Source organism: Nocardiopsis prasina DSM 43845 (genome assembly GCF_000341265.1).
GTDB classification, from domain to species: domain Bacteria; phylum Actinomycetota; class Actinomycetes; order Streptosporangiales; family Streptosporangiaceae; genus Nocardiopsis; species Nocardiopsis prasina.
Map to the genome: position 1 here is coordinate 32,846 of NZ_ANAE01000161.1, position 20,785 is coordinate 53,630.

Sequence of the window (20,785 nt, forward strand, 5' to 3'; positions counted from 1 at the left end):
TCGACGGACGGGGGGCGGCCCGGTGCCGGGGCCGCCCCCGCCTGAGGGGTTTCGGGGAGGGGCGGAGGGTCAGGACCCGGTGGTGCCGCGGGCGTCGTCAGTGCGGCGCAGACCCAGACGGCCCCGGGTGAAGAGGGTGAGGAGCACGGCCACGGTCAGGACCGCGGTGACCTCGACCGTCCCGGCGGGGTCGCCCACGAGCATGCCCTTGAGCCCGGAGACGACGTTGACGGCGGCGTGGGCGATCACGACGGCGATCACACCGCCGCGCGCGGAGTTGAAGACGTGGCCCAGGACGACGGTGAGTCCCACGCAGAGCAGGGCGTAGGCGGGGAAGTACACCTCGGACTGGACGGTGCCCGCCATCTCGAAGAGGGGGGCGTGCCAGACGGCCCAGACCGCGCCGAGGGTCACGTTGGCGGCCAGCGGCGGGAGCGCGCCCTGGAGGCGGGGCAGCGCGAACCCGCGCCAGCCCAGCTCCTCGTTGCCGCCGCCGACCAGCGCGATGAGCACGAACTGGACCGGCACCCCGAGGAGCGCGGCCCTGAGCGCCTCCTCCTCGACCGCGGCAGTCCCCATGAACACGGGGAGTGCGGCCGCTCCGGCGATGGCGAGGACGATCAGCGCGGTGATGGCGTAGGGCCAGATTCCTCCCCGGCGGCGGAGGGAGTGGCGCCGGAAGAGGGCGCCCACTCCTGGACGGCCCTGGGTGAAGGCGGTGACGAGGATCGCCGCCACCATCGGCCCGAAGGCGCCGACGAGGACGGCGGGTGTGGGGTCGCCGCCGTCGAGGAGCCGTGAGCCGAACCACCAGGCGGTCCAGGAGAAGGCGAAGGCGAGGACCAGGAAGGCGGTGAGGCCTCTCGGGTCGACGGCGGTGGTCCGCGAGGGGTCGGGGGCGGTGACGGGTGCGGTCCTGTGGGGACGTGAGGAGGAGATCTCGGTTGCCATGCAGAGAAACATACACCGTTGGATAGAATCCAACAACGTATGATTGCTTGTATGCTGTTGGACATGGACGAACAAGGCTCCGACCCGCGGATCGACAGCGTCTTCCACCGGCCGCAACGCCGCCGGCGTTCACAACCCGCGCTGAGCAGGGAACGGATCGTCACCGCGACCATCACACTGCTCGACCGCGAGGGCGCCTCCGCGCTGACCATGCGCAAGGTGGCCGCCGAACTCGGGGTGCACGCGACCAGCCTCTACTGGTATGTGGAGCGCCGGGAGGACCTCGTGGACCTGGCCGTGGACGAGGTCCTGGCCGAGGCCGCCGCCACACTGCCCGCGGCCGACCTCCCCTGGGACACCGCCCTCAAAGAGACGGCCCAGCGGTTCTACACGGCGCTGACCTCACACACCTGGGCCGCCGAGTTCGCGGGCTCACGCCCCCTCATCGGCCCGAACGCGGTCGCCCTGTCGAGACGGATCATCGAGGCGCTGGGAGTGCTCGGCGGCGAGGAGGAGCGCCAGGCCGTGGCCATCCGCGCGGTGTCCAACCAGATCCTCGGCGCGGCCACCTCCGCCGTCGCCATGAGCGTGGCCAGGGCGGACCGTGTCGAGGAACACGAGGTCGCCGTCGCGACGGCGGTGTCGGAGCCGGACGCCCTGGCCGTGGAGAACACCTTTTTCGACCAGGCGCTGGACCTCATCGTGCGGGGGATCAGGACCGGTCACGAGAACTGACCGGCGCGGGGCGCCAGACGTCCGACGACGGGAACGGCGCAGGCCCCGCTCCCCCAAGGGGGGACGGGGCCTCCGGGTGATGCGAGGGATCAGCCGGTGTAGTTGGGGTCCTGCTCGATCGGGGTGACCGGTCCGGCCTCGGCCACAGTGGGCTCCGACACCCTCTCCGGCTCGGCCGGAGCGGGAGCGGGCTCCTCGGGATCGGGCTCCACCGGAGCGGGAGTGGGCTCCTCGACGGAGGGGTCCTCCGGGGCTACCGGGCCCGGGGCCTCCGACGGAGCCTCGGGGGCGGGGAGAGCCGGGGAGTCGTCCGACGCGAACGCCGGGGCGGTGCCGAAGAAGGCGGCCGCCATCGCGGCGACGATGAGCACTCGGGACTTCACGCGCATGGTTGACCTCTTGTCGTGTGTTCGGGTGTCCGCTCGGTGAGCGGTCATTCGTTGATCTCGACCGGAGTGCCGATGGGCAGGCGTTCGGCCATCCAGGTGACGTCGTCGTTGGACACCCGGATGCAGCCGTGGCTGACCTCGCCGCCCAGGCCCGACTCGTCGTCGGTGCCGTGCAGCCCGAGCTGGCCGGGACCGCCCGCGAAGCTCTCCAGGGTGTCGGAGTGCCCGCTGAGGCCGAAGGCGAAGGCCCCGTACTCGCCATCGGGGTCCGAGGGCCGCAGCAACTCGGTGAAGTAGTACTCACCGGGCGGCGTCGGGGTGTCCCCCGTACCGATGCCGATCGGGCCGGTCAGGACCTCCTCCTCTCCCTCGGTGACGGTGAGGGAGAACTCCGACATGTCGACCACCACGCGGTACGCGGTGACGGTGATCTCGACGTCGTCGGCCTCGATCCAGCCCGTGGATCCGTTGGGCCGCACCGGCAGGAGCACCTTCAGCCAGTCGCCCCGGGCCTGCTGGACGAGGAAGGCGCGGTCCGCGCCGAAGTCGTTCGGGCTGGCGAGGGTGTGCACGACCTCGCCGCCGTCCGGCTCGGAACGGACCTCGACCTCGTCCGTGAGCGCCGTCGCGATCCGGGCACCCTCGGGTTCCGTCGGCTCCTCGGTCCGTACCGACGCCTCGTAGGTCTCCTCCGGTGGCTCCGACGGCGAGCAGGCGGGCACGACGGCCAGTACGGCGACGGCGGCCAGGACGGGAAGTCTCCCGACGGCTCCACCGGGTGTCAGGGATCGGTGCATGGGGTCCATCCGGTCGAGGGAGTCCGGCGGGTCTCTCCGCGCCGGACACCATGAAGAGTGGTCGAGGAATGTGAAGAACCCGTGTGGCCGCCGTGTGCGTCCCATGTGGTGACCTGCGGCGTCCTCCGACACCCCCGTCGGACCGGCGGACGGCGGTCGTACGATCATCCGTGTCGGGGGAGCCGTCCCCGGTCGGCGAACGGAGGCCTTCACGTGTGCGCGCATGTCCTGGTGGCCGAGGACGACGTGAACCAGGCCGAACTGATCCGGCGGTACCTGGAGCACGAGGGCCACACCGTCCGCGTGGTCCACAACGGCCGGTCCGTGCTGGAGGAACACCACCGCGACCGCCCCGCCCTGATCGTGATGGACGTGATGATGCCGGTGATGAGCGGGTTGGAGGCGTGCCGGGTGCTTCGGGCCGAGTCCGACGTGGCGGTGCTGCTGCTGACCGCCCGGTCCACCGAGGAGGACCTGCTCACCGGGCTGGACCTGGGCGCGGACGACTACGTCACCAAGCCCTACAGCCCGCGCGAGCTCATGGCGCGGGTGCGCACGCTCCTGCGCCGCTCCCGCACCCCGGTCCGGGACGAGGAACGGGTGCTGGAGGCGGGCCTGATCACCGTGGACCCGGCCCGGCACACGGTGCGGGTCGCCGGGGAACCGGTGCAGTGCACCCCCGTGGAGTTCCAGTTGCTCCAGGCCCTGGCGGTCCGACCGGGCCGGGTGCTGAGCCGGGCGCAGCTGCTGGAACTCATCCACGGGATCAGCGGCTACATCACCAAGCGCACCATCGACGTCCACGTGAAGAACCTGCGCCGCAAGATCGAGCCCGACCCCCGGAAACCGGTCCGGCTGGTCACCGTCTACGGCGTCGGCTACAAGCTCGCGGTGCCCGAACGTGTCCGCTGACCGGCCGCGCGGAGGGCGGTGGGCCTCCCTGCGGCACGGCCTGCTGTTCCGCCTGCTGGCGGGGTCGGTCCTGGTGGCGGTCTGCTCGATCACCGCGACGGCCTGGCTGTCGGTGCAGCGGACCTCGGAGTCGATCACCACCCAGCAGGGGGAGACCCTGACGGTGGACACCCACATCCACGACACCCTCGTCGGGTACGCGGCGGCCCACAGGGACTGGGCGGGAGTGGCGGAGACCATCAACGACCTGGCCGAGGAGACCGGCCGCCGGGTCGTCCTGACCACCGAGGGCCGGGCGGTGATCGCCGACTCCGCCGCCCCGGCCAAGGGAGCGGGGGATCCCCCTCCGCTGCCCACCCGGACCTCGTCGGTGGTGGACCCGCTGGCCGTCGACGTGACCCTGGTCGCCGGAAACGGGGACCGCATCGACCCGCGCGCGGTGGGGCCCTTCGCCCTGACGGAGGAGGAGCGCGGGACGCTGCGCGGCCAGGCGGAACAGGGGGTGTCCTGCCTGGAGTCGCTCTACGGCCTCCCCGCCGAGGCGGTGACCGGGCCGAGCGGGCGCCCGGCGGTCGAGGCGGAGGGCGGGGACGCCTACGCGTGGGCCGACTGCGGCCTGGACGCGCTGGACCAGCCGGTCGGCGGTGAGGTGGAGGCGCTGGCCGACCTCAACGCGCGGGCCTCGGACTGCGGGGACCCCCAGGCTCACCTCGAATACGTGATGGACGGCCGCACCGGGGGTCTCGTGATCACGGGGAGTCCGCCCGTGTCGGCGCCGGTCCCGGACGACGCCCGCCCACCGGCCGCGCCGCCCGAGGACCCTGCCGCTCCCGGCCCGGAGGACCCCCCGGAGGCCGCCGATCCGCGAGAGGAGGTCCCCGTTCCCGAACCGGCGCACCCGAACGAGGAGGAGCCCGCCGTTCCCCCGCACGCACCGGGTGCCGTTGATCCGGACGAGGCCACGACCGAGGTTCCGCAGGTGTGGCCGTCACCCGGTGAGGTCGATCCGGCTCCCGGCGCGGAGAGCCTGACGTGGTCCAGGGTCGAACTGGGACCTGAGGAGGCCGCCTGCCTGGACGCCGCCCGACGCGCCCAGCTCGACCCCCACGTGGCGCCCGCCGCGCTGCTGTTCATCGACGACCCCGCGGAGAGCCCTGAGGCGGGGCTGTCACTGTCCCGCGAGGGCGCCCTGCGCCTGGGTGGCGTGGTCCTGCTGATCCTGGTGTTGACCGTGGTGGTGAGCACGACCATCGCGACCCGGCTGCTGCGCCCGGTGCACGCGCTCACCGACGCCGTGAACCACATGAGGGAGGGCGGAGGGCCCACCACCCGGGTCGAAGTCCGCGACGGCGGGGAGATCGGCCGCCTCGCGGAGGCGTTCAACGAGATGTCCGAGCACCTGGAGCGGGCCGAGGACCAGCGCAAGGCCATGGTGAGCGACGTGTCGCACGAGCTGCGGACGCCGCTGAGCAACCTGCGCGGCTGGCTGGAGGCGGTCCAGGACGGCGTGGTCGATCCCGACCCGGACCGCATGGAGATGCTGCTCGGAGAGACCCTGCTGCTCCAGGCGGTGATCGACGACCTCCAGGACCTCGCCCTGGCCGACGCCGGTCGGCTGCGCCTGTCCCCGGAACCGGTGGAGGTCGGCCCCCTCGTCGCCCGGGTGGTCGCGGGCCACGAGCTGCGCGCGGAGGAGGCCGGCGTCCGCCTGGTCGACGAGTCGCGCGACGTGACCCTCGTCGCGGACCGCACCCGGATGCTCCAGCTGCTGGGGAACCTGGTCGGCAACGCGCTGCGCCACACCCCGGAGGGCGGCACCGTCACCGTGCAGGCGTACCGGGCGGGCCCGGACGCCGTGATCCGGGTGGTCGACACCGGGGTCGGCATCGCCGAGGAGGACCTGCCGCACGTCTTCGACCGCTTCTGGCGGGCGGACCGATCCCGCAACCGGCGCACCGGCGGCAGCGGCCTCGGCCTGGCCATCGTGCGCGGACTCGTGGAGCTGCACGGCGGTTCGGTGACGGCGGACAGCACGGTCGGGGAGGGGGCGGCCTTCACCCTCCGGATGCCCCTCGCCGGTCCCCCCGCCAGGTAGGCACAAGTCGACATGGCGACTCAGCGGGGTGTCGACAAGGTGCCGTGTCGATCCGGCGACACACGAGGGCGGAGCCGTTAAGGCCTCGCGGCTTCCAGGGGGACTAGGGTCGCGTCGGCACCGCGAAACCGCCCCGTGTCGGGCGCGGCGACGCGCCAGTGACGCTCCCACCCCCTGGCGACCACGGGTCGCCTCGCGCACACCCACGCCTTCCAACGAACGTTCGACTGACGAAACGCGGGCTGATGAAGGATCGGGACACCCCCTACCTGGTGGGTCTGTTCGCGCTGACCGTGGCCACCGGAATCGTGGACGCGGTCAGCTACCTCGCGCTGGACTACGTGTTCACCGGCAACATGACCGGGAACGTGCTCTTCGTGGGGTTCGGGATCGGCGGCTCCGACAGCGTCCCCCTGCTGAGCAACACGACCGCCCTCGCCGGATTCCTCACCGGCGCCATCGCCGCCGGACGCCTCGTGCGCGGCCGGACGCACGAGACGCGACTACCGACCGCCCACCTGCTGCTGCTCACCGGCACCTCGGTCGCGGTCGTGGTGATCGGCCTCGCCTGGCTCCTGCTCAGCGGTCTCGCGGGCGGATGGCTCCTGGGCCTGACCGCCTTCCTCGCGGCGGCGATGGGGATACAGGCGGTCGCCGCCCGCGGGGCGGCGATCCCCGACGTCAACACGGTGGTCATCACCAGCACCTTGGTGAACTTCGCCCTGGACAGTCCGCTGGCCGGCGGCACGGGGGAGAAGTGGGTGCGCCGCGCCGGTGCGGTGCTCGCCATGGGAGCCGGGGGCGCGATCGGCGCGCTCCTCGTGAACTCCTGGTCCGGCGCTGGGGCCCTGCTCGTCGGTGGCGTGTGCATGGGCGTCGGTACCCTCGTGCTGGCCGCAGCACGGCGCCAACGGCGCTGAGAGCCTTGCGGGTCGTTCCCCTGGCCGCCCGGGGACGGCGGCTTGGGGAGAAGGCCAGGGGCGTACGCGAGTGACGAGCGGACGGCGGCGGGCGCGCAGCAGAGAAGGCTGCCGCTCGGGGTCCCGTGGCCCGAACCGGGCAACGCCTCAATGGGGCGGGCGGCAGGCCTCACGACCTCTCTTCAGGGAGGAAACAGGGCGAGGAGGCTCCGACGGAGAGAGTTCCCTCGTCACTCACACGCAGGGTCATCCCGAACCCGTCCTCGACGTTCCGCACCGAGATCGAGAGCTTGTCGGGACGCCGGTCACTCGTGACCTCGTACCCGTTGTCGGTCCAGTACTGGTGCAGTGCCTCGGCATTGGCCTCGTTGTCCTCGGGATCCAGGTCGCGAAGCCAGTAGATGTGGCTGGCGGAGACGGGCTCGTTCTCGCCGCCGCCCTCACAGCCACCGAAGTTCGGTTGCCCCAGGGGCTCCAACCGGACGTCCCCGGGGAGTACGGCCACCGCGTCGTTGATGTGCTCGTCGATCTTCTCGACGGCCTCGTCCTCGTTGATCAGGTCCTCCGCAACGGGGTCGGGTGTGGCTCGGGTCTCGGGTGCGGATCCGCAACCCGCCACCGTGACGGCGAGTACGGAGAGAGCGGCCACAGTCTTCCAGTTCGTCATTCCGTTCCTGGTTCTCCATCGGCGCTCGCGGCAAGTCAGAGGACGCCTCGAACGAATTCTCCCAAGTATTCGACGGACTTGCCGCTCGCGTCGTTGCCGGACTCCTGGGGTGGGTCGTAGTACTCCGAGTGCGCGGGTCCGAACGGGAACGATCCGCCCGTGGACCCCTCGTCGGACTCGAAGGTGGTGGCTCCGAACTCCTCCGCGAACGGGTCGGGTCCGTGGATGAAGTCAGCGGTCAGGTCGTTGATCTTGTCGTTCTCGGCCGTGGAGACGTGGACGTTCTCCGGGAGGAACCCGAGTTCGGAGACGTGTTGGGCCTTGACACCGGGGCTTCCGACGAAGGCGATCTGGTCGGCGTCCAGGCCCTGGTCGCTCATGGCGGTGTGCCCGACCACGGTGCTGCCATAGCTGTGCCCGATGACCGTGTTGTGCGAGGGCGAGGCCCCCTCGTGGGTGGCACGGAGCCCGGTCTGGAAGCGACTCAGTTCGTCGACCGCACCCTCGGCATTGTCCTCGGACACGGCTTCGGTCACCGACGGTGCGTCGTAGCCGATCCAACTGATGACCGCCGTCTGCTCGGACTCGCTCAATCGGTTGGCCTCGTCCGCGATATCCGAAGCGTTACCCGATCGACCGTTCACGTTCTCCCAGGTGTTCGTGGTCCCGGGAACCATCGTCGCGACGTTGTCCGCGGTGTCGGGGTTGCCGTGGGAGACGATGGCGCGTCCGTTGTCCCCCCTCTCGAAGGCCAACAGGTACTGGCCGGTGTCGGCCGAGCTGTCCCCGAGGTCGTTGAGCAGTGTCTCGACGACGCCCTTCTCGGCCTCAAGTTCCTCGATCTGGTTATCCAGGATCCGTCGTTGTCCATCGTGGCCGGGGCCGTTACTCAGGGCCTCCCGCTCCTCCCTAAGGTCGTCGATCTCGGTGTCGATCCTGTCGGGTTCCTCTGCCAGGTAGTCGCGGTTGAGCTGGTCGCGTACGTCGGCGGGGATGCCGTCCAGGTCCCGGAGGAGGTCGGGGTCGTCGGCCATGGCCTGTTCGCGCTCTTCTTCGGACAGGGAGTCCCACCAGGCGTTGACCAGGTGGGGCGGTTCGCTGCCGTCGATCTCGTCCGGCACCATCGCGGGGTAGTGGTCCCCGTAGGTGGCGATCTGCCCGGCCGTGAGCAGCCCCGCCTCGACCATGCGCTCCAGGGTCTCCTTGCTGGGCCCGGTGCGCAGCTCGATCTTGGTCCGTTCGGCGCGGGTCATCAGGGTGCCCCAGATACCGGCGTGCTCCGAGCGCAGTTCCTCGCGAGTGGCCGCCAGTCGATCGGCCTCGGTCTCGCCGCCGAACAGCTCCAGAACCGCCTGACCGATGGCGTATTCGGAGCCCATGCCCCTGAGTGCCTGGATGTCGGCCTTGGCCTGTTGCCAGCGTTGCACGATGTCGGCGCGGTCGGTGAGGTAGGTGTCGATGTCCCCGGCCCACAGTCGCAGGATCCCGGCGCCGTAGGTGAGGGCCTTGGAGGCCTCCTCCCACGCCATGAGCTCGTCGGCGGAGGCGGAGCTGATGTCCCAGGCGATGCGGTCGGTGAACTGGTTCGCGGAGGAACGCATCTGGCTGTCGGTGTCACCCGACTGGCCCAGCATGTCCGCGTGCAGTTCGTCGAGCTCTTCGGCGCCCGAGCGGATGGTCGGAGGGTCGGCCTCGATCGGGTCCGGCAGACCGAGGGTCATGTCCTCGACACTGGTCATGGGGGGCTTCTCTCAGGGGGTCAGAAGTTGATCGGGATGTCGAGTTCTTCGAGCCCCTCTCGGAACTCGTCCGCGTTCTCGGAGTCCGTGGCGGCGATCTCCAGGACCGATCCCTGGACGTTCTGCGCGAGCGCGATACCGCTACGGGCCGTCGCCTGGATGTCCTCCAGGGTGTTGTCCCCGTAAGTGGACAGGCCCGAGGTCACGTAGGAGGACACCGGGCCGCGCAGGCTCTCCAGGATCGTTTCGAACCTGCCGCCGAGGAGGGCCATGGTCTCAGCGAGCAGCTCGGCCGCTTCCGCCTGGGGGAGGGCGTCGACACTCACGCCGGCTTCGTCGGACATGGGATTCCCGGGGGATGGGGGGCAGGGGTTACGCCGACCGTACTCATCGGCACCCAGATGAGGGATGAGCTCATCCGTCTCGCGTCTCCACCCTGAGCTGCATGAATGGCCACTCGGGTGAGAACGCAAGACCGGGGCCGATTGTGGCCACCTCCCCACGGGGAGGGACCACGGCCCTTGGACGGGTTCCACGACCGGATCCGCCGCCACCCCACCGGCTGGGTCGAGTCGACATGGCGACTCGGCGTGGTGTCGACAAAGCGACCCGGGCGATCCCGGTCAATCCGCTTGGTCGTGGGAGGTCCGTATCCGCTCAGGGCACGAAAAAAGACCCCCCGAAGGGAGTCTTTTCACTGGGTGGGCGTACCAGGACTTGAACCTGGGGCCTCATCCTTATCAGGGATGCGCTCTAACCGACTGAGCTATACGCCCGCGTTCCGTGTGGAACTCTACCGCATCCCGAGGAGCGGAGCGAACCGGAATCCTCGGGTGGAGAGGAGGTGCGCGGCCCTGCCGCGTCCCTCTTCACCTTCGATTTTAGCGGGTTTCGGGAGTGCTCTGGACGGGTCGGGCCCGGCCCCTCGGAGGGACCGGGCCCGGCGCGAGACGGAGGGCTACTCGGCCTCGGAGAGCGTGACGTCGACGCCGCCGACCAGGTCGGAGACCAGGTTGTAGAGCATCGCGCCCACCGTGGACAGGGCCGTGATCAGCACGACGTTCAGCGCGCCGATCACACCCGTGTAGCCGAGCACGCGGCCCGGGGAGAACCAGGCGGCCGGGTTGAGACCCAGCTCGTCCTCTCCGCCGTCACCCTCCAGGAGGGCGTTGATCATGTTGGTCAGTTCGTCGAACACACCCAGCATCGACAGGGTCGCGTAGATCACCGCGACCGCGACGAACAGGATGATGAAGCAGACGAGGGAGACCACGAAGGCGAACTTCATGACCGACCACGGCTCCACGCGGGAGACGGTCAGGTGGGCCTTGCGGCTCGCCAGGGTCGCCTTGACCGCGCTCGGGCCCGCGGGGCTGGACTCCTCCTCGGGCTCCTCGGGCTCGGACCGCGACTCGGTCGCCTCCGGCTCCGGGGTCACGGCCTCCGAGGAGTCCTCAGCGGCCGCTCCCGCCGTCTCCACGTCCGCGTCACCGGCGGTGGCAGCCGCGTCGGACTCGTTGCTGGTGGTGTTCCGCTGGTTCTCAGACATAGAAACGTTACCGCTGGACTTTCGTTGAGACGAGTCGATCCATGTGTCCCGCGGGGCCGCCGAAACGCACCCCACGGGACGTACTGGGCTTAACGCGCAGTCTAGGCCTCGGGGTTGCCTTCACCCGCGAGCCGCTCGCCCGTGTCGGCGTTGGCGGCCTCGACGGCGTCGGCGACCTCCTCGGCCTCGGCCTCCTCAGCGGCCTCGGCGTTCGCGGCGACGGCCACGATCTTGTTGCCCTTGTCCAGGTTCATCAGCCGGACACCCATGGTGGTGCGCCCGGACCGCTTCACCTCGGCGGCACCGGTACGGATGACCCCGCCGGCGGAGGTGATCGCGAAGATCTCGTCCACCTCCGGGTCCACCATGAGGGCGCCGACCAGCTTGCCCCTGGCCTCCACGACCTTGGCGGTCAGCACGCCCTTGCCGCCGCGGTTCTGCACCGGGTACTGCTCCGAGGGGGTCCGCTTGGCGTACCCGTTCTCGGTGGTGACCAGCACGTCGGTGGAGCCGTCGTCGGGGCGGATGACGTCCATGGAGAGCAGGTAGTCGCCCTCCAGGAACCGCATGCCGATCACACCGCTGGTGGCACGGCCCATGGGCCGCAGCGACTCGTCGGAGGCCGGGAAGCGGATCGCCTGGGCGTCGCTGGAGATCAGCAGCAGGTCGTCGTCGGGGAAGACCAGGCGCGCCGCGATCAGCTCGTCCTCCTCGCGGAGGTTGATCGCGATGATGCCCGCCGCGCGCGCGGAGTCGAAGTCCTCCAGGCGCGACTTCTTCACCAGCCCCTCGCGGGTGGCCAGCACCAGGTACGGCGCCGCCTCGTAGTCGCGCAGCGCCATGATCTGCGCGATCTCCTCACCCGGCTGGAAGGGCAGCAGGTTGGCGACGTGCTGGCCACGGGCGTCGCGAGCGGCCTCCGGCAGCTCGTAGGCCTTCGTCCGGTACACCCGGCCCTGGTTCGTGAAGCACAGGATCCAGTGGTGGGTGGTGGTGACGAAGAAGTGCTGGACGATGTCGTCCTGCTTGAGCTGGGCACCCCGCACGCCCTTGCCGCCGCGCTTCTGCGCGCGGTAGTTGTCGATGCGGGTGCGCTTGGCGTACCCACCGCGGGAGATCGTGACGACCACGTCCTCCTCGGCGATGAAGTCCTCCATGCGCATGTCACCCTCGAACGGGATGATGTGCGTGCGCCGCTCGTCGCCGTACTTGTCGACGATCTCGCCCAGCTCCTCGCGGATGATGGTCCGCTGGCGGGAGTCCGAGGAGAGGATGTCGTTGTAGTCGGTGATGAGCGCCATCAGCTCGTCGTACTCGGCGGTCAGAGCGTTGCGCTCCAGCGCGGCGAGCTTGCGCAGCTGCATGTCGAGGATGGCGCGCGCCTGGATGTCGTCGATCTCCAGCAGGCCCATCAGGCCGGTGCGCGCGTCGTCGGCCGAGGCGCTGCCCCGGATGAGGGCGATGACCTCGTCGATCCGGTCCATCGCCCGGAGCAGGGCACGCAGGATGTGCGCCCGCTCCTCGGCCTTGCGCAGCAGGTACTTCGTCCGGCGGACGATGACCTCGACCTGGTGCTTGACCCAGTGGCGGATCATCTGGTCCAGGCGCAGGGTGCGCGGCACCCCGTCGACCAGGGCCAGCATGTTCGCGCCGAAGGTCTCCTGGAGCTGGGTGTGCTTGTACAGGTTGTTCAGCACGACCTTGGCCACGGCGTCGCGCTTGAGCACGATGACCAGGCGCTGACCGGTGCGGCCGCTGCTCTCGTCGCGCACGTCGGCGATGCCGGTGATCTTGCCGTCCTTGACGAGGTCGGCGATCTTCAGCGCGAGGTTGTCCGGGTTGACCTGGTAGGGCAGCTCGGTGATGACCAGGGTCTGGCGGCCCCGGCCGTCCTCCTCGACCTCGACCACGGCGCGCATGGTGATGGAGCCGCGCCCAGTCCGGTAGGCCTCCTCGATCCCGCGCTTGCCCACGATGAGTCCGCGCGTGGGGAAGTCGGGGCCCTTGACGCGGGCGATGAGCTGGTCGAGCAGCTCCTCGTCCTCGGCCTCGGGGTTGTCGAGGTACCAGTTGACGCCGTCGGCGACCTCGCGCAGGTTGTGCGGCGGGATGTTGGTGGCCATGCCGACCGCGATCCCCGAGGAGCCGTTGACCAGCAGGTTCGGGAAGCGGGCGGGCAGCACGACGGGCTCGGAGGAGCGGCCGTCGTAGTTGGGCCGGAAGTCGACGGTCTCCTTGTCGATGTCCCGGAGCATCTCCATGGCCAGCGGCGCGAGCTTGCACTCGGTGTAGCGCATGGCGGCGGCCGGGTCGTTGCCCGGCGAGCCGAAGTTGCCGTTCGGGTCGACCAGCGGCATCCGCATCGACCACCACTGGGCCAGGCGGACCAGGGTGTCGTAGATGGCGCTGTCACCGTGCGGGTGGTAGTTACCCATCACGTCACCGACGACGCGGGCGCACTTGAAGTAACCGCGGTCGGGACGGTACCCGCCGTCGTACATCGCGTACAGCACGCGCTGGTGGACCGGCTTGAGGCCGTCCCGGACGTCGGGGAGGGCCCGGCCGACGATGACCGACATCGCGTAGTCGAGGTAGCTGCGCTGCATCTCGACCTGGATGTCGACGGGTTCGATCCGGTCGGTCACGCGCGACAGGGACTCGACACTGGAGTCCCCGCCCTCAGGGGCGTCGGGGTTGTTCGCATCCGTCACGGATGTCGATCCCTTCTACGAAGCTTGCTGGAGCACGGGTGGGAACGGGGGACCTAGATGTCCAGGAAGCGGACGTCCCTGGCGTTGCGCTGGATGAAGGCGCGCCGCGACTCGACGTCCTCACCCATGAGCACGCTGAACATCTCGTCGGCCTGGGCCGCGTCCTCCAGGTTGACCTGGTCGAGAACACGGCGGTCCGGGTCCATCGTGGTGTCCCACAGCTCGTTGGCGTTCATCTCGCCCAGACCCTTGAAGCGCTGCACCATGTCGCGCGGGCGCGGGTCCCTCTTGCCCTCGGCGATCCCGGCCTCAATGACCCGGTCGCGCTCGGCGTCGGAGAAGGCGTAGCTGGCGTCGCTGCCCTTCTGGTCCCACTTGATCTTGTAGAGCGGCGGGCGGGCCAGGTAGACGTTCCCGGCCTCGACCAGCGGCTTCATGAAGCGGAACAGCAGGGTGAGCAGCAGCGTCCTGATGTGCTGGCCGTCGACGTCGGCGTCGGCCATCAGGATGATCTTGTGGTACCGCAGCTTCTCGGCGTCGAACTCCTCGTGGATTCCGGTGCCCAGGGCGGTGATGATCGCCTGGACCTCGTTGTTCTTGAGGATGCGGTCGATCCGCGACTTCTCGACGTTCAGGATCTTGCCGCGGATGGGCAGGATGGCCTGGTTGTGCGGGTTGCGACCACCCTTGGCGGAGCCACCGGCCGAGTCGCCCTCGACGATGTAGACCTCGCACTCCTCCGGGTTGGTGGACTGGCAGTCCGACAGCTTGCCCGGGAGGGAGGTGGTCTCAAGGAGGGTCTTGCGGCGGGTCAGGTCGCGGGCCTGGCGGGCGGCCACGCGGGCGCGGGCGGCCTGGCTGGCCTTGGACACGATGTCCTTGGCCTCGCCGGGGTTGCGCTCGAACCAGTCGCGCAGGTGCTCGTTGGTGACCTTCTGGACGAAGGACTTGGCCTCGGTGTTGCCGAGCTTCGTCTTGGTCTGGCCCTCGAACTGGGGGTCCGCCAGCTTGACCGAGATGATCGCGGTCAGGCCCTCGCGGATGTCGTCGCCGGTGAGGTTGTCCTCCTTGTCGCGCAGCAGCTTCTGGTCCCGGGCGTACCGGTTGACCAGCGTGGTGAGCGCGGAGCGGAAACCCTCCTCGTGCGTGCCGCCCTCCGCCGTGTTGATGGTGTTGGCGAAGGTGTGCACGGACGAGGTGTAGGACTGGTTCCACTGCATGGCGATCTCGACCGCGATGCCCTCGCCGTCCTCCTCGAAGGAGATGATCGACGCGTGCGCCGGCTCCTTCTTGGCGTTGATGTGCCGGACGTAGTCCGACAGACCCTCCTCGTAATGGAAGGTGTTGACCACGGGACCGTCGTCCGTGTGGTCGGGCCGCTCGTCGCGGATGGTGATGGACAGCCCCTTGTTGAGGAAGGCCATCTCCTGCATCCGGCGGGCGAGCGTCTCGAACGAGAACGTGGTGGTCTCGAAGATGTCCGCGTCGGCCCAGAAGGTGATCTGGGTACCGGTGTCGTCGGTCGCCTCGCCCTTGACGAGGTCGCCCGTGGGGGCGGTCATCTCGTAGTGCTGGCGCCAGACGTGCCCCTGCTGGCGGATCTCCACGTCCAGTGCCGTGGAGAGCGCGTTGACGACGGAGATGCCGACACCGTGCAGACCGCCGGAGACCGCGTAGGACTTTCCGTCGAACTTTCCACCCGCGTGCAGCGTGGTGAGGACGACCTCCACGGCCGGACGCTTCTCCACTGGGTGGATGCCGACCGGGATGCCGCGGCCGTTGTCGGCCACCCTGATCCCGCCGTCGGCGAGCAGCGTCACCTCGATGGCGTCGGCGTGGCCCGCCAGGGCCTCGTCGACGGAGTTGTCGACCACCTCGTAGACCAGGTGATGCAGACCCCGCTCGCCGGTGGAGCCGATGTACATACCCGGGCGCTTGCGTACTGCCTCGAGCCCTTCGAGAACCGTGATTGATCCTGCGTCGTAGGCCAAGTGGGAACACCCTCCTGCTGGGGACGCCTGTCGGCAGCGGCCGAGCGGACGACGGTCAACCCACGACAGGGTGATCGGAGGGCCGACTTGCCGCGACACCTGGGGGATCACCGTTCGCCGCACGGGCCGTCCGCCCACCCTCTACATGGGAGCGTGATACCGGCTACAGGCGTCTGAAGAACCGTCTCCATGATACCCCGCCCGGTGCGACAAAGTGGCATTGGCGGCCCTGTGCCGCTCCAGAACGAACGTTCGGGGCGGGAGCCGAGTCCCTACACGCGGGAGACCCCTTGCGCAAGTCCCGGCGCGGTTGAGTGGCCTTCGCAAGGCCTCCGCGCCTCCCCGGTACGGCACCGCGGGAGCAGAGGGGACGCACCTCCGGGGAACACGCCCCGGGGCGGCCGTCGGCGCACCGCACTGGACCCCCAGGTCACAGACGTGTCGAGGGCAACAGGGGGCAATCCGGACGGGATCACCGTCGACGAAAACCCGGCCCCTTGACCTTGATCGCGATGACCGTGCCGTCGCCCAGTTCCTCGTTCAGGCGGCGCATCAGGTCCCGAACCATCGCTCGCGCGTGGGCCGCCATTGTCGGTGAATCGGCGACGACAACGAGTTCGCCCTCCGAATAACTCTCCGGTCGCAGGTGTTCGGCGTTGAAATCACCAACGATGTCCGCCCACCGGCCGAACACGCCGCCGATGGCGACCTGTTCCTGCCAGCCGTGCTCGATCAGCCAGGTGCGCACCGCGTCGCCGAACAACTGCGGTTCGTTCCGTGACCGCAACCGGCCACGCCTGCGGTTCCGGTTCATGCCCCGGGGGACGGCGCCGCGCTCGCGTGCCTCCGCACGGGCTCGGGCCAGAGCCTGGCGCGCCAGGTCGGCGCCGGAGGCCGGGGGGGTGTCCGGGACCGGAGGAGCCTGCGGCGCGGTCGGCGAACCGTTGTCCACAGGGTGTGGACGGACCGCGTCGGACGGGGACCCCTCGGCGTCGCGACGGGAAGCTGGATCCACAGGCTGTGGACAACCCTCACGCACTCTCGACCACCCCCTGGCGCACGCCGAACCGCGCACCGTCCAGCTCTTCCGGGATGTCCTCGGCGACCGCCGCCGTCACCAGCACCTGCTCGGTGTCGCGCACCCGCTCGGTCAGCCTGCGGCGGCGCTCGGAGTCCAGCTCGGCGAAGACGTCGTCCAGGATGAGAACCGGGTCGTCGCCTTCGGCTCTCAACAGCTCGAACGCGGCCAGCTTGAGCGAGAGGGCGTACGACCACGACTCCCCCTGGCTGGCGTACCCCTTGGCAGGCAGGTCACCGAGCTGGAGGTGCAGGTCGTCACGGTGCGGGCCGACCAGGCTGACACCCCGCTGCAGCTCCCGGTCACGCGTCCGCTCCATGGCCTCGCGCAGGAGGTCCACGAGCTGTGGGCGCTCGTGCGGGAGCTCCCCTTCCTCCTCCACCCAGGAGCTCCGGTAGGTGGGCACGGCCGGTCCACCGGAGTCGGTCAGCCCCGCGTACGAGTGCGCGATCAGCGGACGCAGCTCCTCGACCAGGGCCAGCCGCGCCGCCAGGAGCTCCGCGCCGGTCTCGGCCAGGTGGGAGTCCCAGACCTCCAGCGTGCTCAGGTCCGGGGCGGCCCGCTGACGCAGCCGCGCCGAGGCCGACTTCAGCAGGGCGTTGCGCTGCTTGAGCACCCGCTCGTAGTCGGAGCGCACCCCCGCCATCCGGGGAGCGCGCGCCACCAGGAGGTCGTCCAGGAACCGGCGCCGCTCCCCGGGGTCACCCTTGACCAGGGCCAGGTCCTCGGGGGCGAACAGCACCGTCCGCAGGATGCCCAGCACGTCGCGGGGGCGCCCGGCAGCGCCACGGTTCACCCTGGCGCGGTTGGCCCGGCCCGGGTTGATCTCCAGGTCGACCAGCATGTCCCGGCCGTCGCGGACGACCTTGGCGCTGACGATCGCACGCGGAGCGCCCTGGCGGACCAGAGGGGTGTCCGAGGAGACCCGGTGGCTGCCGAGGGTGGCGACGTACCCGACCGCCTCGACGAGGTTGGTCTTGCCCTGGCCGTTGGACCCGACGAAGACGCTCACGCCGGGTTCGAGCCGCAACTGGGCCGTCTCGTAGGAACGGAAATCGGCCAGTTGCAGGTGGGAGACGTACATCCGGCCTTCCTCCTGGGACGGGGGAGCGGGAAACGGTGGGGAGGTCCGAGTGGAAACGCCACCCGGGGTCGGTCCGGTGAGCCCGGACCGACCCCGGGTGGCGGAGCGGGCGCGGTCAGCCCTGCTCGGAGTCCTTGGGACCGGCCTTGGTGACGGCGTGCCCGCCGAACTGGTTGCGCAGGGCGGCCACGACCTTCATGGCCTCGCTGTCGTCCTGACGGGACGCGAACCGCGCGAAGAGGGAGGCGGTGATCGCCGGGGCGGGGACCGCGAGGTCCACGGCGGCCTGGACGGTCCAGCGGCCCTCACCGGAGTCCTGCACGTACCCGCGCAGCTCGGACAGGTCCGGGTCCTCCTCCAGGGCGCGGCCCAGCAGGTCCAGCAGCCAGGAGCGCACGACGGTGCCCTCACGCCAGCTCTCGAAGGTGCCCGGCACGTCCTTGACGATCCCGGAGGCGACCATCAGCTCGTAGCCCTCGGCGAAGGACTGCATCATGCCGTACTCGATGCCGTTGTGGACCATCTTCACGAAGTGGCCCGCGCCGACGGCGCCGGCGTGCACGAAGCCGCCGCCGTCGTCGGGGGTCAGGGAGTCGAAGACGGGGCGCAGGCGCTCCACGTCCTCCGCTCGGCCGCCGACCATGATCCCGTAGCCGTTCTGGCGTCCCCACACACCGCCGCTGACGCCCGCGTCGACGTAGCCGACGCCCCGGGCCGCCAGTGCCTCGGCGCGCGGCGCGTCGTCGACGTAGTGGGTGTTGCCGCCCTCGACGACGATGTCGCCCTCGGAGAGGAGGTCGCCGAGCTCGGAGACGATCGTGGCCGTCGGGTCGCCGGACGGGACCATCACCCACACCACGCGGGGGGCTTCGAGGCGGTCGACGAGCTCCGTCAGGGTCTCGACGTCGCGCTCGCCGGGGGAGACGTCGTAGCCGACGACCTCGTGCCCCTTCTCACGCAGGCGGGCGGCCATGTTGCCGCCCATCTTGCCGAGACCGATCATTCCGAGTTGCATGTGTGGACTCCCCTAGGGCACCTGCGGACATGTGGAAGCCGACCGGCCCGTGGCGCTGTGCACGGGCCGGGCGGCGGACGCTCGTCGGTGGAACGGGCGGTCCGGTCAGCCGGAGAGGCGGACCGGCATGATCAGGTAGCGGTACTCGGGGGAAGCACCCTCCTCAGCGGGCTTCCCGGTGAGGATCGCGGGCTTGGTCGAGGTGGTGAAGTGCAGGCGGGCCACGTCGGTGCCGATGGCGCCCAGCCCGTCCAGCAGGAACCCGGAGTTGAAGGCGATCTGGATGTCCTCGCCGTCCAGGTCCGCCTCCAGGGTCTCCACGGCCTGCGCGTCCTCGCCGGTGCCCGCCTCCAGGACCAGCGCGCCCTGGGAGAAGGCCAGGCGCAGCGGGGTGTTGCGCTCGGCGACCAGCGAGACGCGCTTGACGGCCTCGACGAACTCGGAGCGGCTGACCTCGGCCACGGTGTTGAAGGTGTCCGGCAGCAGGGCGCGGTACTTGGGGAACTCGCCGTCGAGCAGGCGCGTGGTGGTCCGGCGGCCGCCGCCCTCGAAGCCCATCATGCCCTCGCCGGTCTCGGTGCCCGACAGGGCGATGGCGACCTCGGCTCCGGAGGTGAGCGACTTCGCGGTGTCGTGGAGGGTCTTGGCCGGGACCAGCGCGACGGCGGACAGGTCCGGGTTCTCCGGCTTCCAGCTCAGCTCGCGGACGGCGAGGCGGTAGCGGTCGGTGGAGGCGAGGGTGATGGTTTCGCCCTCGATCTCGACGCGGATGCCGGTGAGCATCGGGAGGGTGTCGTCACGGCCGGCCGCCACGGCGACCTGGCTGACGGCGGCGGCGAACGCGTCGCTGCCGATGGTCCCGCTCACGCCGGGCATCTCCGGGAGGGACGGGTAGTCCTCGACCGGCATGGTGTTCAGGGTGAACTTGGCGCTTCCGCAGCTCACGACGACCTTCGGGCCGTCCGTGGAGATCTCCACAGTCTGTGGAGGAAGGTTGCGGGTGATCTCGGCGAGGAGACGGCCGGAGACGAGGGTCTGCCCCGGCTCCTCGATCTCGACGTCCACCGAGACCTGCGCCGAGACCTCGTAGTCGAAGCCGGAGAGGCGGACGCGCTGGCGGTCGTCGACCTCGCCGGCGTCCAGCAGGATTCCGGCCAGGACCGGTACAGAGGGGCGCGTCGGCAGTGTGCGCGCTGTCCAGGCGACAGCGTCGGCCAGTACGTCGCGTTCGACCCGGAACTTCACTTTCCGACTCTCTTTCCGCCCGACCGGGGACCGGTCGCGCCTCAACGTTGCAGCTCGTGGGTGTCTCGTGGGTCCGCCGGGGGTTGTTTCCCCAGGGTGTGGACGGCGTCCGCAGCGAGGGCGGACCGTGCCGCCGGAGCGGTCTCGGACTCCGTAGGGGTCACCGCTCAGATCCGGGCGGCGGAGGACAGGGGCGAGACCACACGTTACCCGGATTCACCCGCTGCCGCTGCCAGCTCCGGACTGACCCGCCGTCACCTCGATCTCAGGCGTTTGTCCACAGATTTTCCGCGAAGCTGTTTTGACGCCACATCTTGGTTACTGAAGGTGCGTAGTAGTAGTAGGGCCTGTGGATAATGTGGATAACCCTTGTTCTCGCAGGTCAGACTGCGAATTTTTGTCCACAGGCCCTGTGGATGACCCTGTGTGTAACTCGGGCCTCCTGTGGACAAGTCGAGGGCCCCACAGCTTGTCCACAGACCGTCCACAGGTTCGTCCACAGCTTTTCCCCAAGTTGTCCACAGTGCCCTGTGGTTCGGTGGTCCGGGCATCGGTGACGGTGTCCACAGGGCGACCCTGGGTTACCCACAGGCTCGGTGCTGTTGTCCACAGGTTATCCACAGGGTTGTCCACAGAATTCGACCCTCCCCTGTGGATAACTTCGCGGAGAAACCCCAAAACTTTTTTTCGAAGGCCGACGCAGACCGCGCGAACCTGGACAAAGACTCTGTGCACAGGGTTTTCCACAGGCCCTTGTCGAACCACCTGCCCCGAACTCCGTCGCGACCCAGGCCAGACCCTCCGCAGGCTCCGTTGTGGTCAGGGCAACAGCCCCAGGAGGCCGTGAGAACCAGGGGAAACGGTGCGTGTCCGGTACGGACGGTGCGGCTCGGCGACGAGGCGGACT

Annotated in this window: 17 protein-coding genes and 1 tRNA gene; 4 read left to right on the forward strand and 14 right to left on the reverse strand. The window is 69.8% G+C overall.

The window, feature by feature from the left end; translation table 11 throughout:
• Positions 1 to 69: 69 nt before the first annotated feature.
• Positions 70 to 963: a CPBP family intramembrane glutamic endopeptidase gene (locus tag D452_RS0118750; protein ID WP_026129461.1), complete on the reverse strand. Its 894-nt coding sequence runs from the start codon at positions 961 to 963 to the stop codon at positions 70 to 72.
• Between the two features lie 39 nt (positions 964 to 1,002).
• On the opposite strand from D452_RS0118750, the gene D452_RS0118755 reads away from it, so the two are divergent.
• Positions 1,003 to 1,686, forward strand: coding sequence for a TetR/AcrR family transcriptional regulator C-terminal domain-containing protein (locus tag D452_RS0118755; RefSeq protein ID WP_017545685.1), 684 nt, complete (start codon positions 1,003 to 1,005; stop codon positions 1,684 to 1,686).
• Between the two features lie 89 nt (positions 1,687 to 1,775).
• On the opposite strand, the gene D452_RS0118760 is transcribed toward D452_RS0118755, so the two are convergent.
• Complete coding sequence (locus D452_RS0118760; protein ID WP_017545686.1) at positions 1,776 to 2,075, reverse strand: hypothetical protein; 300 nt, start codon at positions 2,073 to 2,075, stop codon at positions 1,776 to 1,778.
• Positions 2,076 to 2,119: 44 nt separating this feature from the next.
• Entirely contained in the window at positions 2,120 to 2,881 is a 762-nt protein-coding gene (locus D452_RS0118765; RefSeq protein ID WP_017545687.1) for a L,D-transpeptidase family protein, read from the reverse strand.
• A gap of 204 nt (positions 2,882 to 3,085) precedes the next feature.
• Between D452_RS0118765 and D452_RS0118770 the strand changes: the two genes are divergently transcribed.
• The 3 genes from D452_RS0118770 (at position 3,086) to D452_RS0118780 (ending at position 6,799) form a co-directional block, all read left to right on the forward strand.
• Positions 3,086 to 3,784, forward strand: coding sequence for a response regulator transcription factor (locus tag D452_RS0118770; RefSeq protein ID WP_017545688.1), 699 nt, complete (start codon positions 3,086 to 3,088; stop codon positions 3,782 to 3,784).
• Positions 3,774 to 5,879 carry an ATP-binding protein gene (locus D452_RS0118775; protein ID WP_017545689.1) on the forward strand — a complete coding sequence of 702 codons (2,106 nt, stop codon included), beginning with the start codon at positions 3,774 to 3,776 and terminating at the stop codon, positions 5,877 to 5,879. Before D452_RS0118770 ends, D452_RS0118775 begins: the two co-directional genes overlap by 11 nt.
• A 245-nt stretch (positions 5,880 to 6,124) precedes the next feature.
• The gene (locus D452_RS0118780) at positions 6,125 to 6,799 is read left to right on the forward strand and encodes a YoaK family protein (RefSeq protein WP_017545690.1); all 675 of its coding nucleotides are present in this window, start codon (positions 6,125 to 6,127) and stop codon (positions 6,797 to 6,799) included.
• 169 nt (positions 6,800 to 6,968) lie between these two features.
• Here the strand turns inward: D452_RS0118780 and D452_RS0118785 are convergent, their stop codons facing one another.
• The 11 genes from D452_RS0118785 to dnaN form a co-directional block, all read right to left on the reverse strand.
• Positions 6,969 to 7,466 (reverse strand): hypothetical protein, encoded by a 498-nt coding sequence (locus tag D452_RS0118785; RefSeq protein WP_017545691.1) that lies wholly within the window; start codon positions 7,464 to 7,466, stop codon positions 6,969 to 6,971.
• A gap of 35 nt (positions 7,467 to 7,501) precedes the next feature.
• A complete protein-coding gene (locus D452_RS0118790; RefSeq protein WP_017545692.1) occupies positions 7,502 to 9,205 on the reverse strand; it encodes an alpha/beta hydrolase in 1,704 nt (567 codons plus the stop codon).
• 20 nt (positions 9,206 to 9,225) lie between these two features.
• Entirely contained in the window at positions 9,226 to 9,549 is a 324-nt protein-coding gene (locus D452_RS0118795) for a hypothetical protein (protein WP_017545693.1), read from the reverse strand.
• Positions 9,550 to 9,907: 358 nt separating this feature from the next.
• Positions 9,908 to 9,981 (reverse strand) — tRNA-Ile (locus D452_RS0118800).
• A gap of 182 nt (positions 9,982 to 10,163) precedes the next feature.
• Complete coding sequence (locus D452_RS0118805) at positions 10,164 to 10,754, reverse strand: DUF3566 domain-containing protein (RefSeq protein WP_017545694.1); 591 nt, start codon at positions 10,752 to 10,754, stop codon at positions 10,164 to 10,166.
• 101 nt (positions 10,755 to 10,855) lie between these two features.
• Positions 10,856 to 13,465, reverse strand: coding sequence for a DNA gyrase subunit A (gene gyrA, locus D452_RS0118810; RefSeq protein WP_017545695.1), 2,610 nt, complete (start codon positions 13,463 to 13,465; stop codon positions 10,856 to 10,858).
• Positions 13,466 to 13,518: 53 nt separating this feature from the next.
• A complete protein-coding gene (gyrB, locus tag D452_RS0118815) occupies positions 13,519 to 15,456 on the reverse strand; it encodes a DNA topoisomerase (ATP-hydrolyzing) subunit B (RefSeq protein WP_083927558.1) in 1,938 nt (645 codons plus the stop codon).
• Positions 15,457 to 15,928: 472 nt separating this feature from the next.
• Positions 15,929 to 16,408, reverse strand: coding sequence for a DUF721 domain-containing protein (locus tag D452_RS0118820; RefSeq protein WP_017545697.1), 480 nt, complete (start codon positions 16,406 to 16,408; stop codon positions 15,929 to 15,931).
• Between the two features lie 79 nt (positions 16,409 to 16,487).
• Positions 16,488 to 17,618 carry a DNA replication/repair protein RecF gene (gene recF / locus D452_RS0118825; protein WP_017545698.1) on the reverse strand — a complete coding sequence of 377 codons (1,131 nt, stop codon included), beginning with the start codon at positions 17,616 to 17,618 and terminating at the stop codon, positions 16,488 to 16,490.
• A gap of 115 nt (positions 17,619 to 17,733) precedes the next feature.
• On the reverse strand, positions 17,734 to 18,633 hold the full coding sequence (gene gnd, locus D452_RS0118830) for a phosphogluconate dehydrogenase (NAD(+)-dependent, decarboxylating) (RefSeq protein WP_017545699.1): 900 nt from the start codon (positions 18,631 to 18,633) through the stop codon (positions 17,734 to 17,736).
• Positions 18,634 to 18,738: 105 nt separating this feature from the next.
• Positions 18,739 to 19,878: a DNA polymerase III subunit beta gene (gene dnaN, locus D452_RS0118835; protein ID WP_017545700.1), complete on the reverse strand. Its 1,140-nt coding sequence runs from the start codon at positions 19,876 to 19,878 to the stop codon at positions 18,739 to 18,741.
• Positions 19,879 to 20,785: the final 907 nt, after the last annotated feature.

Coding starts and splice junctions, on each gene's coding strand:
- D452_RS0118750 (WP_026129461.1), bottom strand. CDS start 963: ATGTTTCTCTGCATGGCAACCGAGATCTCCTCCTCACGTCCCCACAGG.
- D452_RS0118755 (WP_017545685.1), top strand. CDS start 1,003: ATGCTGTTGGACATGGACGAACAAGGCTCCGACCCGCGGATCGACAGC.
- D452_RS0118760 (WP_017545686.1), bottom strand. CDS start 2,075: ATGCGCGTGAAGTCCCGAGTGCTCATCGTCGCCGCGATGGCGGCCGCC.
- D452_RS0118765 (WP_017545687.1), bottom strand. CDS start 2,881: ATGGACCCCATGCACCGATCCCTGACACCCGGTGGAGCCGTCGGGAGA.
- D452_RS0118780 (WP_017545690.1), top strand. CDS start 6,125: ATGAAGGATCGGGACACCCCCTACCTGGTGGGTCTGTTCGCGCTGACC.
- D452_RS0118785 (WP_017545691.1), bottom strand. CDS start 7,466: ATGACGAACTGGAAGACTGTGGCCGCTCTCTCCGTACTCGCCGTCACG.
- D452_RS0118790 (WP_017545692.1), bottom strand. CDS start 9,205: ATGACCAGTGTCGAGGACATGACCCTCGGTCTGCCGGACCCGATCGAG.
- D452_RS0118795 (WP_017545693.1), bottom strand. CDS start 9,549: ATGTCCGACGAAGCCGGCGTGAGTGTCGACGCCCTCCCCCAGGCGGAA.
- D452_RS0118805 (WP_017545694.1), bottom strand. CDS start 10,754: ATGTCTGAGAACCAGCGGAACACCACCAGCAACGAGTCCGACGCGGCT.
- recF (WP_017545698.1), bottom strand. CDS start 17,618: ATGTACGTCTCCCACCTGCAACTGGCCGATTTCCGTTCCTACGAGACG.
- gnd (WP_017545699.1), bottom strand. CDS start 18,633: ATGCAACTCGGAATGATCGGTCTCGGCAAGATGGGCGGCAACATGGCC.